The following is a 12,414-nucleotide window of genomic DNA, read 5'->3' as shown; positions in this document are numbered from 1 at the left end:
TTTCATCCGCCCGGTCAACGGGCACTCCAGGAGACATTCCATGCAACGTTCCGTGCTTGCGGCCGCGCTGGCGGCCACCCTGTGTGCCGTCGCGGCCTGCCAGAAGGCTGATACCCAGGCGCCCGCCGAAGCTGCCGCGCCCGCCGCCCCGGAGTCGACGCCGCCGGCCGAAGCCGCCCCGACGGCGCCGCCCGTCGACCTGGCCCAGCTCGCCCAACGCCTGGTCACCCAGAGCGCTGCCGTCAAGGAAGGCGAGGTCGTCGCGATCACCGGCCTGCCCAGCGATGCCGCGCTGATGGAAGACATTGCAGTCGAAGTGCGCAAGGTGGGCGGCTTCCCCTACATCGAATACAACAGCGAGCAGCTCGCCAAGCGACTGTTCTTCGACGTCCCGGAGAAATACGACACCCAGGTCGACGGGCTCGCGATGAAGATGGCGGGCGTCATCAACGTCAACATCGCCATCCAGAACTTTGCCACCGAGAACCTGTTCGAAGGCGCCGATCCCAAGCGTGTCGCCGCGCGCGGAAAAACCAACGAGGTCGTGGCACAGGCGTTCACGAAGAACAAGGTGCGCACCGTGGAGGTGGGCAACAACCTCTATCCGACGGCGTGGCGCGCGCAACGTTATGGCCTGTCGACCGATGCGTTGTCGCAACTGTTCTGGAACGGCGTGAACGTCGACTACACCCAGCTGCAGGCGCGTGGTGAACTGGTGAAGAGCGCGCTGGAAGCGGGTGGCGAGCTGCACATCACCAACCCCAACGGCACGGACCTGAAGTTGAGTGTGAAGGGGCGCAGGTATCTGGTCAGTGATGGCGTCGTGTCGCCGGACGACATCAAGCAGGGTGGCGCCGCCGCATCGGTTTACCTGCCGGCCGGTGAGGTGTACACCACGCCCGTCCCGGGAAGCGCCGAGGGCAAGGTCGTAAATTCGCACCAGTTCTTCCGCGGCAAGCAGATCGACAACCTGACCCTCACCGTCGTCGGTGGCAAGGTCACCGCGATCAGCGGATCGGGCCCCGGGTTTGAGGGTTACAAGGCCGAGTACGACGCCGTAGACGACGCACGCAAGAACGACTTCGCCTTCGTCGATTTCGGCATCAATCCCAACGTGAGCCTGCCCGCCACCAGCATGGTGGGTACCTGGGTGCCTGCAGGCGCGGTCACCGTTGGCACGGGGTTCAACATGTGGGCGGGTGGCGACAACTCGGTGCCATTCAGCCTCGTGGCGTTCCTGCCCGGAAGCACGGTGACGATGGATGGCAAGACCATCGTCGATGCGGGTGCATTGAAGCTCTGATTCCAGGACGCAACAAGAGATACCGTGAAGATCCATCGGACGTCGCCCGGTAGTCCGGGTGACGTCGGTGCACGCAGCCGTCGCGTCATTCCGTGCTGCGCGGCGGCTCCACCCGCAGCAGTTTTCCATCGCCCTCATCGGTGAGCACGTAGAGGTTGCCATCGACGCCCACCCGGACGTCGCGGATGCGCGCACCCAGCTCGCGCAGCAGTCGTTCCTCGCCCATGATCGTGTCGCCCGCCAGCGACAGGCGGATCAGGCTGCCATCGGCCAACGCGCCGAGGAACAAGCTGTTGTTCCATCTCGACTGGGCGTGATTGACGTAGAACGCCATGCCTGACAACGCCGGCGACACCGCCCAGTAGTGGTGCGGCGGTTCCATGCCCGGCGCCGATGTTCCCACTGCTTCGGGAATCGGCAGGCCGGAATAGTTGATGCCGAGCGTGACGATCGGCCAGCCGTAGTTCCTGCCCGGCCGCGGCAGGTTGATCTCATCGCCGCCGCGCGGGCCGTGTTCGCTTTCCCACAGCGTGCCAGTTCGCGGATCCACGGCCAGGCCTTGCGAATTGCGATGCCCGTAGCTCCAGATTTCCGGCCGCGCGTTCTTCCGGCCCACGAACGGATTGTCCGCAGGAATGCTGCCGTCGAGATTCAGGCGCACCAGCTTGCCCTGCAGCATGTCCAGCTTCTGCGCCGTGGGCCGGTCGTTGCGTTCGCCCTGGCTGATGAAGATGTGGCCATCGTGGTCGAAGGCGATGCGCGACCCGAAGTGGTTGGGTCCGACCAGTTTCGGTTGCTGTTGATAGATGCGGCGCACGTCGGTGAGGGCGGAATCGCCCAGCGTCGCCAGCGCGACCGCGGTTCCCGCCGTGTCGCCATCGCCGGATTCGGCATAGCTGAAATAGATGCGTCGACTGGTGGCGAAGTCCGGTGCCAGCGCGACGTCGAGCAGGCCGCCCTGGCCATGCGCATACACCGGTGGCAGGCCCTTCAGCGGTTCGCTGATCGAACCGTCGACATCGATGCGACGCAACCGCCCGGGTCGCTCGCTGACGAGGAAGCCGCCATCCGGTAACAGCGCGACGGCCCAGGGATGCTCCAGGCCGCCAGCAACGATGGTGACGCGGATGTCGCCCAGGGTGCTGGGGAGTTCGCGCGCCGGCATCGGTCGGGACGCACCGGTGTCGTAGTCGTCGTCTTCGCTGCCTTGCGGACGCGCGGTACAGGCCAGCAGCAGGTGGAGCAGGCAGGTGACGGCAGCGCAACGGATGAATCGGTTCATGTCGCTGCTCCTGAATACCGACCTTGGCCCAGGTCGGGAAGGAGTTGCGTAGGGCGGGTCTTGACCCGCCATCATCGCCATCAGCATTGCGGGTCGATCCATCGTCGCCATCAGGACGGCGGGTCAAGACCCGCCCTACCGATAGCCCGCCGCCTGCAGTTCGAACAATTCCGCATAGCGTCCGCCTTGGGCGAGCAATTCCACGTGAGTGCCGCTGGCTTCGAGCCGACCTTCGGCCAGCACCAGGATCCGGTCCGCCATCCGCACGCTGCTGAACCGGTGCGAGATCAGCACCGCGGTCTTGCCTTCGGAGAGTTCCTTGAAGCGCTGGAACACTTCGAACTCGCTGCGCGCGTCCAGCGCCGCCGTCGGTTCATCGAGGATCATCACCTGCGCGTCACGCATGTACGCGCGGGCGATCGCGATTTTCTGCCATTGCCCGCCGGACAGGTCGACGCCGCTCTTGAAGCGCCGGCCGACCAGCTGGTCGTAGCCGTGCGGCAGGGGTTCGATCACCTGGTCGGCCATTGCCCGCCGCGCGGCCTCACGGATGCGCGTGGCGTCGTACATCGCGTCGATCTGCCCGACGCCGATGTTCTCGCCCGCGGTCAGGTGGTAACGCACGAAGTCCTGGAAGATCACGCCGATGTTCGCGCGCAGGTCGTCCAGGTCGTACTCGCGCAGATCGCGGCCATCCAGCAGGATGCGGCCCTCGTCCGGGTCGTACAGGCGCGCGAGCAGTTTCACCAGCGTCGTCTTGCCGGCGCCGTTCTCGCCGACCAGCGCCAGCACTTCGCCTGCTCGCAGCTCGAAGCCCAGCCCGCGCAGTGCCCAGCGTTCCGCATCGGGGTAGCGGAAGCCCACGTTCTCGAACACGAAGCCGCGCGCAATCGGCTGCGGCACCGACAGCGCATTGGCGGGCGATTGGATTTCCGGCTTGATCTCGAAGAACGAGAACAGGTCGTCGAGGTACAGCGCTTGTCCAGCGACCTGCGAGAAACCGACCAACAGACCTTCTAGCAACTGCCGCAGCCGCAGGAAGCTGCCGGCAAGAAAGGTCAGGTCACCGATGCTGAAGTCGCCACGCACCGTGCGCCAGGCGATGTACGCATACGCCACGTAATAGCCCATCGTGCCCAGCGCGGCGAGCAGCGTGCCCCAGAGCGCGCGACGTCGTGCCAGCGCGCGGTTGGCGGCGAAGAACTTGCTGGAGAGTTCGCGGAACCGGGTGATGAAGAAGCGGTTGAGGTTGAAGATCTTCACCTCTTTCGCCGTTTCCACGCTGGCGCCCATCTGCCGGATGTACTCCAGCTGCCGGCGCTCGGGCGTCCATTGGAAGTTGAGCGAATAGCCCAGCGCGTTGAAGTGGGCCTCGCCGACGAAGGCGGGAATCAATGCAATCGCGAGCAGCAGGATCAGCCACGGCGCATAGACCAACAGTCCAGCGGCGAAACTCACGACGGTGATTGCGTCCTGCACCTGCCCGAACAGCTGCGCCATCAGGTTCATGCGCCCCATCGTCTGCCGGCGCGCGCGGTCGAGCTTGTCCTGCAGGTCTGGATCTTCGAAGTCCTCCAGGTCGAGCGTCGCCGCGTGTTCCATCAGGCGCACGCTGGTGGCGTTGGTGAACAGCTCCGACAACAGCGCGTCGCCATAGCTGATGAACCGGCCCAGCAGGTCCGAGCCGATGGCCAGGGCGAACTCGATGACCAGCAGCCACGACAAGTGGGCGAGTTGCCCGCTGTTCCAAGCGGCCGCCAGCGACTCCTGCATCGTTCCTGCGCCGACCAGTCGCACGGCCTCGTCGATGATCAGCTTGCCCACGTACAACGTGGCGATCGGGAGGAACGCACGGACCAGCCGCAGTCCGAGCGTCGCCAGGGTCAGCGCCCGGCTGGTCGCCCAGATCTGCGAAAGAAACGGCGGCAGGTTGCGCAGGGCGTTGAAGCGTTCGCGCAGGCTGGGCTGTCTGGCGGGACGGGGGGAAGCTGCGCCCGGTGAAGTCGCATCAGGAATGGCGGTCATCGCGCGATTGTGCCCGCGCGTTGCGCCGAGCGGGAGCAGGAAGGCACAGCGCGTGCGTCGCCCGGGAAAGGCGGCAGCGGCACCCGGGGTTGCCCGTAGTACCGGGCGCGCAGCGCTCATCCGGGGTTACGTCCATGGCCGTGCTCAATTGCCTTTGCGCATTGACTCGATCACATCGATCGGCAGCGGGAACACGATGGTGGAGCTCTTCTCGCCGGCGATCTCGGTGAGCGTCTGCAGGTAACGCAACTGGATCGCGCGCGGATCGCCACTGAGCAGGCGCGCGGCTTCGACAAGGGTTGCGGCGGCCTGTTTTTCGCCTTCGGCATGGATGACCTTGGCGCGACGCACGCGTTCGGCTTCAGCCTGCCTGGCGATCGCGCGGACCATGGTTTCGTTGAGGTCCACGCGCTTGATCTCGACATTGGCGACCTTGATGCCCCAGGCGTCCGTCTGTGCATCGAGGATGTTGCGGATGTCGGCGTTGAGGCGCTCGCGTTCGGCCAGCATTTCGTCCAGGTCGTGCTGGCCCAGCACCGAGCGCAGGGTGGTCTGGGCGAGCTGGCTGGTGGCTTCGTAGAAGTGCTCGACGTTGATGATCGCCTTCTGCGGATCGACCACGCGGAAGTACACCACCGCATTGACCTGCACCGAGACGTTGTCACGCGAGATCACGTCCTGCGGCGGCACGTCCATGACGATGGTGCGCAGGTCCACGCGGACCATCTGCTGGAAGACGGGAATCAGCACGATCAGGCCAGGACCCTTCACTTTCCAGAAACGGCCGAGCTGGAACACGACACCGCGCTGGTATTCGAACAGGATCTTGATGGCACTGAACGCCAACAGGGCCAACAACAGGAACAGGGGGAAGTACGCGATGACGGCCATGGTCTATCTCCTGTGTTCGTCGAGCGGGCTGACGTGCAGCACCAGACCGTCGAGCGCCTGCACCCGCACGGATTGGCCGCGTTGCACGGGAAGATCGGATTGCGCCTGCCAGAGTTCGCCGCGGATCTGCACCTGGCCACGGCCGTGGAAATCACCGGTAGCGAGGGCGGTGCGGCCGATCAGGTCCTCGACGCCGCTGACCACCGGCTGTCGACGCGCCCGTGTCGCCAGCCAGATGACGCCAGCGAAAGCGACTGCACTGGCCACGCCGATCCCGAACACCAGCTGCCCGGGTACGCCAAATCCGGGCATGTCGGTTTCGAACATGATCAGCGAACCCGTCACCAGCGCCGCCACGCCGGCGATGCCGATCGCGCCGAAGCTCTGCACCACGAATTCGACGGCGATCAATCCGACACCCAACACGATCAGTGCCACGCCTGCGTAGTTCACCGGCAACACCTGCAGGGCGTAGAGCGCCAGCAGCAGGCAGATCGCGCCGACAGTGCCGGGCATGATCGCGCCGGGTGTGTAGGCTTCGATCACCAGGCCGTACAAGCCGACCAACAGCAGCAGGTAGGCCACGGTGGGGTCGGTGATGACGGCGAGGAAACGCGCCCGCCAGTCCGGGATGAGTGTGGTCACGTGTTGCCCGGCCGTGGCCAACGTTACCTTGCGCTGTCCGAGTCTGACGGTGCGGCCGTCAGCCTGGCGGAGCAACGCGTTGATGTCAGGCGCGAGGATTTCCACCACGCCCTGCGCGTAGGCCTGGCTCGCAGTCAGGGTCGCGGCTTCGCGCACGGCGGCTTCGGCAAACACCGCATTGCGGCCGCGCAGTTCGGCCAGGCTGCGCAGGTAGGCGGCAGCGTCATTGACGACCTTGCGCTCCATTGCCGTGCCCGGTTCGTGGGATGGGGCTTTGCGCTGGGCTTCGCGGTCCGGCGACTCCGGTTTTGCAGCGGGTTCGGTTGCGGGTGGTTGTTTGGTGGGCTCGTTGCCGGGGAAGGGGCCGCCCATCTCCACGGGCGTCGCCGCACCGAGCGAGGTCGCTGGCGCCATAGCCGCGACGTGACAGGCATAGAGGATGTAGGTGCCGGCGCTGGCCGCGCGGGCGCCTTGCGGTGCGACCCAGGCGATCACCGGCACGGGCGAGGCCAAGATGGCCTGGTTGATGTCGCGGGTGGCGGCATCCAGTCCGCCCGGTGTGTCGATGCGCAGCACCACCGCGCGGACGTGGTCGTTGCCGGCCCGCTTGAACCCACGGAGCAGATAGTCGCGTGTGGCCGGACCGATGCCGCCCTTGATGTCGAGCAGCAGCACGCCACCGGACGCGGGCGCGTTCGGCGCCGGGGCAGATAGCACCGGTGCCAGCGCCAGCGCACAGATCAACAGCCATGCACCTCTACAGAGCCGCATGACCCACTCCCACGGCGTGCAGCGCCGAGTCCGACTGCAGTTAAACGCAGGGCCTGTTAAGGCGCTGGGATGGGCGTATGCGGCTTACATCTGCCGGAACAGGTGCAGGTAGCTGCGGCTCACCGGCAGGACTTCACTGCGACCGCGCAGGTGGATGGTGGCGGTTTCGTTCTCGCCGCGGGTGACGTGGCTGACGGCGCGCAGGTTCACCACTACGGACCGGTGGACCTGGGCGAAATGCACGGGTTCTAGTTGCGTTACGAGTTCCTTGAGCGCGGTATTGATCAGTGCTTCTCCGGGTTGGCCGTTGTCGCCGCGCCAGGCGATCAGCGTGTACTTCGCATCCGAACGCAGGTAGTCGATGTCCTCCACCGGGATCAGGCGCAAGGCCTGGCCGACCTGCGCGCGGATCCAACGCAGCGGCGTCGATGGCGCGGTGCGCTGCAGTTGCTCGGCAAGCTGGCGCAACAGCGCATCGGTATTGGAAGCAGGCTGCGCCGTCCGCAGGCGTTCCTTCAGGCGCAATACGGTTTCAGCGAGGCGCGCGGATTCCACCGGCTTCACCAGGTAGTCGAGCGCGCCCTCGTCGAAAGCCTGCAGCGCGTACGAGTCGTAGGCGGTGACGAAGACCAGGTGCGCGCGCCGGCCGATCTTATGTGCGGCCTCGACGCCGGAAATGCCCGGCATGTGCACGTCAAGGAAGCAGATGTCGGGCCGCCGGGTTTCGAACAGGCGCACGGCATCGCGGCCATTGCGGGCCATCGCGACGACTTCGAGTTCCGGCCACGCCTGCGCCAGTTGGCCTGCCAATGCGTCGCGCAGCAGGGGTTCGTCGTCGGCGATGAGGGCGGTCGGGCGGGTCATGGCGGAGATGCCTGTGCAGGCAGCTCGACTTCGGCGGACACGCCGCGCGGATGCTGCTCGCGGATGCGCAACTGCGCGTCGTCGCCGAAGACCAGCTGCAACCGCTCACGCAGCGACGTCAGGCCGGTGCCCAGGCCCTGTCCAGTGGCATGCGCGAGGCCGACGCCGGTGTCACTGACGCGCACCAGGCAGCGATCGCCAAAGCGCTGCACATGGATGTCGATGCGGCCGCCTTCCTCGGCGGGGTCGATGCCGTGGCGCACCGCGTTTTCCACCAGCGTCAGCAGTGTCATCGGCGGGCACGGCTGGGAGCGCGCGGCGTCATCGACATGCAGCGCGAACTGCAGGCGATCGGGCATGCGCATGTGCATCAGCTCGAGGTAGGCCTTCGCCAGTTCGAGTTCCTGGCCGAGTGTCGTGGAGATTTCGTTCAATCGCGGCACCGCGGCGCGCAGATAGGCGACCAGGCTGCGCAGCACGGCGGACGCCTGCGGCGATCCGGCATCGACAAGCGCCTGCACGTTGGCCAGCGTGTTGAACAGGAAATGCGGCGACACCTGCGCCTGCAACAGGTGCAGGCGGGCGTCGAGCGCCTGTCGTTCCAGTTCGCTGCGTTCCAGTTCGAAGGCGAGCGCCTGATGGCGTGCGAGCGCGTCCTTCTGTCGCACCAGCGCCCCCAGCGCCACCCAGGGCGACAGGAATATTCCCAATCCGCACAGGGCACTGAAGCCGCCCATGCGTTCCATGTCATGCCAGAAGGGCGGCGCGCCGTGCTTGGTCGACAGCACGTAGATCCAGGCCGTGCCGATGGGCATGGAAATCGCCACGCCGACCACCTGCAGCATCCAGCGTGCCAGCCACGCCGGCAGGCGCCGCGGCCATTGTTCGAACACGCCGAACACCACCATCGCCACCATGCCCAGCGCCATCACGCGTATGACTGCCGACGACCAGCCCGATTTCCAACCCAGTCCGACCAGCGCGCCCACGACGAACGAGAACAGCAGGGTGAAGCGCACGCGGCGCCATCCGAACATCAATGCGAGCCCGTGGGGTCGTTCGGAAAGGCGGGGCGCAGGCACGGAAGGGGCAGGGCGAGCGGACATGGCGCGAGCATAGTGCACGCGGTCAGGCGCCGCGGCTGCGTGGTTGCCTGGATCGACGGACTAGATGCGCGGCAACCAGAGGATGGCCGTGGCTGCGACGATGCCGCCCAACGTGCCCAGCGCCGCGATCCCCAGCGTGGTTGCCGTCATCAGTTGCGTGCGCGGTTGTGGGCTGGCCTGCGCACGCAGGTACAGCTCAAGCAGCGCCAGCGGCAGCAGGTATTGCGCGAAGGCCAGCCCCGTGAGAAACGGGCCGCTGAATGTCCTGGGATCGAAACCGACCGGCCCGCGATTGAGCACGAGCCACAGCATCAGGCCGATGCGGAAGAACCAGCCGCCGTTGACCGCGAGAAACAGGCGCATCGCCCAGCGCCGGTGCGCGTCGATGCGACGCGCCCGTGCATGGCGCCACGCCATGGCGACAAAGCCGAGGATCAGCAGCGCGTTGATGCTGATCGCGATGTGCTGGCTCATGTCGCCGGCGGTGGTGCGCGTCCAGATCATGACGAGGCCGCCCATCGCCGCGACCACGGCCGACACGACGAAGACGTGCCCGTTCCAGCGATGCACGCGCGGATGGCGTTGACGCAACCACGGCAGCATCTGCAGCACACCGCCCACCGTGACGATGAAACCGAACGCCAGATGCGAGGCCAGCACCGCGTTGCCGACGCCGTCGCCCGGGATGTACCCGCCCTGCAGCACCTTGTTCCAGTCCTGCGGTCGTCCTGCCAGTGCAGCGCGGCCATAAAAGCCGAGCAAATAGACCGCGAACATCAGCTGTCCCAGCATCATCGCGACGAGGGCGCCTGCAGCTGAGGCATGCAACGACCTGCGCGCGAAGTTTGTGGCTGGCGTAACGGCGCGTCCCGGTGCGATTGACGATGTGATTGCCTGTGCGGATGGGATGGCTTCGATTCCGCCGTCCATCACGTGCGCTCCATCGCGTCGGTGCGCTGGATTGCTGCAGCTGCCGGATTGCGTCGCCTGATCAGCACGCGGCCCAGCCAGTAGAGCACCACGACGGTCACGACCAGGACGGGAATCGCGCGCAGGCCGATGTGCTGCCGCAGGAAATCGGGGAACACCTTCGGCTGGCCGATGAAGAACGAGGTGGTCGCGATCCACATGCCGAAGCCCATGCGCCACAGGTGCCGCGCCAGGCGATGTGCGCCTTCGATGCGGCCTGCCCACAACATGCGCGCGTCCAGCAGGCCACTGGCAAGACCGATGATGGCGAACATGAAAATCGGCTGCGGCGGAATGTGGCCAACCGTTCCGTTGGGACTTCCCAGCGTCTGGAACGCGAGCGAGAACGCCCACGCGCTCAGTGCCAGTGCCGTCAGCATCAACCCGGCGGTCAGCGCGCGCATCTGCTCCACGCGGCGCTTCACGGTGAGCATGGCCGTGCTCACCAGGTAGAAAGTCATCGATCCGGCCATGACGTTGACCGGGTTCGGCTTGAAGAAAATTGCCATCACCGCACCCGTGGACGACATCACCAGCATCGCCGCGACGAAGACGGTGCCGGCCCGGCGGTGCAGGGGCGAGCCCTTGGCGGCAGCCAGGGCGATGGCACCGGAGATCAGGGCCAGCAGCCCGGCAACGATGTGGATCAGCTTCATGCGTGCTCCCCGTTCGCGCGGCCAGCGGGCCGCTGCGGCAGTCTCGGGGGCGGCCCACGGGCCGGGAAGGCGGCTCGCGACGAATGACGGAGCGGGTGGTACGGATTGCGGCTGGGGGCGACCGGTGGCGCCGCCGGAGTGCGGCCGTTGGGGGCGGCACGGCCCGATCCGCCGAGGTGCCCTAAAATACCGGCCTCGCCCGCAACCCCACCGGCCGCCCGTGACCGCCAGCAACAGCAAGCCCGTTTCAAGCACGCCCGTTTCGACCATGCCTGTTTCAATCCGGCAGGAAGACCTGATCCAGTCCGTCGCCGACGCGTTGCAGTACATCTCGTACTACCACCCGGTCGACTACATCAAGAACCTCGCCGCCGCCTACGAGCGCGAGGAGTCGCCGGCTGCGAAGGACGCGATCGCGCAGATCCTGATCAACTCGCGCATGTGCGCCGAAGGCCACCGTCCGATCTGCCAGGACACCGGCATCGTGACCGTGTTCCTTGAGATCGGCATGAACGTGCGCTGGGACGACGCCACGATGGGCGTGGAAGACATGGTCCACGAAGGCGTCCGCCGCGCCTACAACCATCCGGACAACAAGTTGCGCGCCTCTGTGCTCGCCGATCCGGCGGGCAAGCGCACCAACACGAAGGACAACACGCCCGGCGTGGTCAACGTGAAGGTCGTGCCGGGGAACACCGTCGACGTGATCGTCGCGGCGAAGGGCGGCGGATCGGAAGCCAAGTCGAAGTTCGCCATGCTCAACCCGTCCGACTCCATCGTGGACTGGGTGCTCAAGACCGTGCCGACCATGGGCGCCGGCTGGTGCCCGCCGGGCATGCTCGGCATCGGCATCGGCGGCACCGCAGAGAAGGCGATGCTGCTGGCGAAGGAAGCGCTGATGGAGCCGATCGACATCACCGACCTGCAGCAGCGCGGCGCGTCCAATCGCGCCGAGGAACTGCGCCTGGAGCTGTACGAGAAGGTCAACGCGCTGGGTATCGGCGCGCAGGGCCTGGGTGGCCTGACCACGGTGCTCGACATCAAGGTCAAGGATTACCCGACGCACGCCGCGAACCTGCCGGTGGCGCTGATCCCCAACTGCGCCGCCACGCGCCACGCGCATTTCACGCTGGACGGCAGCGGCCCGGTGATGCTGGATCCGCCGTCGCTCGAAGACTGGCCGAAGCTGACCTACGACGCCTCCAAGGGCCGTCGCGTCAACCTCGATACGCTGACGAAGGAAGACGTCGCGTCGTGGAAGCCCGGTGAAGTGCTGCTGCTCAACGGCAAGCTGCTCACCGGCCGCGACGCCGCGCACAAGCGCATGGTCGACATGCTCAACAAGGGCGAGCCGCTGCCGGTCGACCTCAAGGGTCGCTTCATCTACTACGTCGGCCCGGTCGATCCGGTGCGTGACGAAGTCGTCGGCCCGGCTGGCCCGACCACGGCCACGCGCATGGACAAGTTCACCGAGCAGGTGCTGGCGCAGACCGGCCTGATGGGCATGGTCGGCAAGGCCGAGCGCGGCCCGACCGCGATCGAGGCGATCAGGAAGCACCAGTCTGCCTACCTGATGGCCGTCGGCGGCGCGGCGTACCTGGTGTCGAAGGCGATCAAGGCCGCGAAGGTCGTCGGATTCGCCGACTTGGGCATGGAAGCGATCTACGAATTCGAAGTGCAGGACATGCCCGTGACGGTGGCCGTGGATTCGCAGGGCACCTCGGTGCACAACACCGGCCCGAAGGAGTGGCAGGCGCGGATTTCAAGCGGGATGATCGGGAAGATCCCGGTGGTGGTGGCCTGACGTCCCGCAGACCATCACGATGTACAAGTACAGGCCGGCAGATACCGGCCTGTATTGTTTTCAGTCATCGGTCGGATTCGCGATGCCGCGCCACTGCT

At 66.3% G+C, this 12,414-nt stretch carries 10 protein-coding genes; 2 read left to right on the top strand and 8 right to left on the bottom strand.

Annotated elements, in window-relative coordinates; genetic code table 11:
• The first annotated feature begins 40 nt into the window (after positions 1–40).
• On the top strand, positions 41–1,303 hold the full coding sequence (locus tag ACYVD7_RS09120; RefSeq protein ID WP_460761987.1) for an aminopeptidase: 1,263 nt from the start codon (positions 41–43) through the stop codon (positions 1,301–1,303).
• A gap of 85 nt (positions 1,304–1,388) precedes the next feature.
• Here the strand turns inward: ACYVD7_RS09120 and ACYVD7_RS09115 are convergent, their stop codons facing one another.
• The 8 genes from ACYVD7_RS09115 to ACYVD7_RS09080 form a co-directional block, all read right to left on the bottom strand.
• Positions 1,389–2,585 carry a PQQ-dependent sugar dehydrogenase gene (locus ACYVD7_RS09115; RefSeq protein ID WP_460761984.1) on the bottom strand — a complete coding sequence of 399 codons (1,197 nt, stop codon included), beginning with the start codon at positions 2,583–2,585 and terminating at the stop codon, positions 1,389–1,391.
• A 135-nt stretch (positions 2,586–2,720) separates the two neighbouring features.
• Entirely contained in the window at positions 2,721–4,610 is a 1,890-nt protein-coding gene (locus tag ACYVD7_RS09110) for an ABC transporter ATP-binding protein (RefSeq protein WP_460761982.1), read from the bottom strand.
• A gap of 144 nt (positions 4,611–4,754) precedes the next feature.
• The gene (locus ACYVD7_RS09105; RefSeq protein ID WP_460761979.1) at positions 4,755–5,501 is read right to left on the bottom strand and encodes a slipin family protein; all 747 of its coding nucleotides are present in this window, start codon (positions 5,499–5,501) and stop codon (positions 4,755–4,757) included.
• A gap of 3 nt (positions 5,502–5,504) precedes the next feature.
• Entirely contained in the window at positions 5,505–6,917 is a 1,413-nt protein-coding gene (locus ACYVD7_RS09100) for an NfeD family protein (protein ID WP_460761976.1), read from the bottom strand.
• Between the two features lie 84 nt (positions 6,918–7,001).
• Positions 7,002–7,781 (bottom strand): LytR/AlgR family response regulator transcription factor, encoded by a 780-nt coding sequence (locus ACYVD7_RS09095; protein WP_460761973.1) that lies wholly within the window; start codon positions 7,779–7,781, stop codon positions 7,002–7,004.
• Positions 7,778–8,818, bottom strand: a complete 1,041-nt coding sequence (locus ACYVD7_RS09090) for a sensor histidine kinase (RefSeq protein ID WP_460761970.1) — start codon at positions 8,816–8,818, stop codon at positions 7,778–7,780. The genes ACYVD7_RS09095 and ACYVD7_RS09090 overlap by 4 nt, the downstream gene beginning before the upstream one ends.
• Before the next feature lie 129 nt (positions 8,819–8,947).
• Positions 8,948–9,682 carry a DUF2306 domain-containing protein gene (locus tag ACYVD7_RS09085; RefSeq protein ID WP_460761968.1) on the bottom strand — a complete coding sequence of 245 codons (735 nt, stop codon included), beginning with the start codon at positions 9,680–9,682 and terminating at the stop codon, positions 8,948–8,950.
• Positions 9,683–9,816: 134 nt separating this feature from the next.
• Positions 9,817–10,512, bottom strand: coding sequence for a DUF2306 domain-containing protein (locus tag ACYVD7_RS09080; protein WP_460761965.1), 696 nt, complete (start codon positions 10,510–10,512; stop codon positions 9,817–9,819).
• Positions 10,513–10,780: 268 nt separating this feature from the next.
• Here ACYVD7_RS09080 and ACYVD7_RS09075 point away from each other — a divergent pair, with 268 nt between their 5' ends.
• On the top strand, positions 10,781–12,316 hold the full coding sequence (locus ACYVD7_RS09075) for a fumarate hydratase (RefSeq protein WP_460761963.1): 1,536 nt from the start codon (positions 10,781–10,783) through the stop codon (positions 12,314–12,316).
• Positions 12,317–12,414 lie beyond the last annotated feature (98 nt).

Source organism: Lysobacter fragariae, assembly GCF_054779775.1.
This window is presented reverse-complemented; position numbering and strand designations above follow the sequence as displayed.

Coding starts and splice junctions, on each gene's coding strand:
- ACYVD7_RS09095 (WP_460761973.1), bottom strand. CDS start 7,781: ATGACCCGCCCGACCGCCCTCATCGCCGACGACGAACCCCTGCTGCGC.
- ACYVD7_RS09100 (WP_460761976.1), bottom strand. CDS start 6,917: ATGCGGCTCTGTAGAGGTGCATGGCTGTTGATCTGTGCGCTGGCGCTG.
- ACYVD7_RS09120 (WP_460761987.1), top strand. CDS start 41: ATGCAACGTTCCGTGCTTGCGGCCGCGCTGGCGGCCACCCTGTGTGCC.
- ACYVD7_RS09105 (WP_460761979.1), bottom strand. CDS start 5,501: ATGGCCGTCATCGCGTACTTCCCCCTGTTCCTGTTGTTGGCCCTGTTG.
- ACYVD7_RS09075 (WP_460761963.1), top strand. CDS start 10,781: ATGCCTGTTTCAATCCGGCAGGAAGACCTGATCCAGTCCGTCGCCGAC.
- ACYVD7_RS09115 (WP_460761984.1), bottom strand. CDS start 2,585: ATGAACCGATTCATCCGTTGCGCTGCCGTCACCTGCCTGCTCCACCTG.
- ACYVD7_RS09085 (WP_460761968.1), bottom strand. CDS start 9,682: ATGATGCTGGGACAGCTGATGTTCGCGGTCTATTTGCTCGGCTTTTAT.
- ACYVD7_RS09090 (WP_460761970.1), bottom strand. CDS start 8,818: ATGTTCGGATGGCGCCGCGTGCGCTTCACCCTGCTGTTCTCGTTCGTC.
- ACYVD7_RS09080 (WP_460761965.1), bottom strand. CDS start 10,512: ATGAAGCTGATCCACATCGTTGCCGGGCTGCTGGCCCTGATCTCCGGT.
- ACYVD7_RS09110 (WP_460761982.1), bottom strand. CDS start 4,610: ATGACCGCCATTCCTGATGCGACTTCACCGGGCGCAGCTTCCCCCCGT.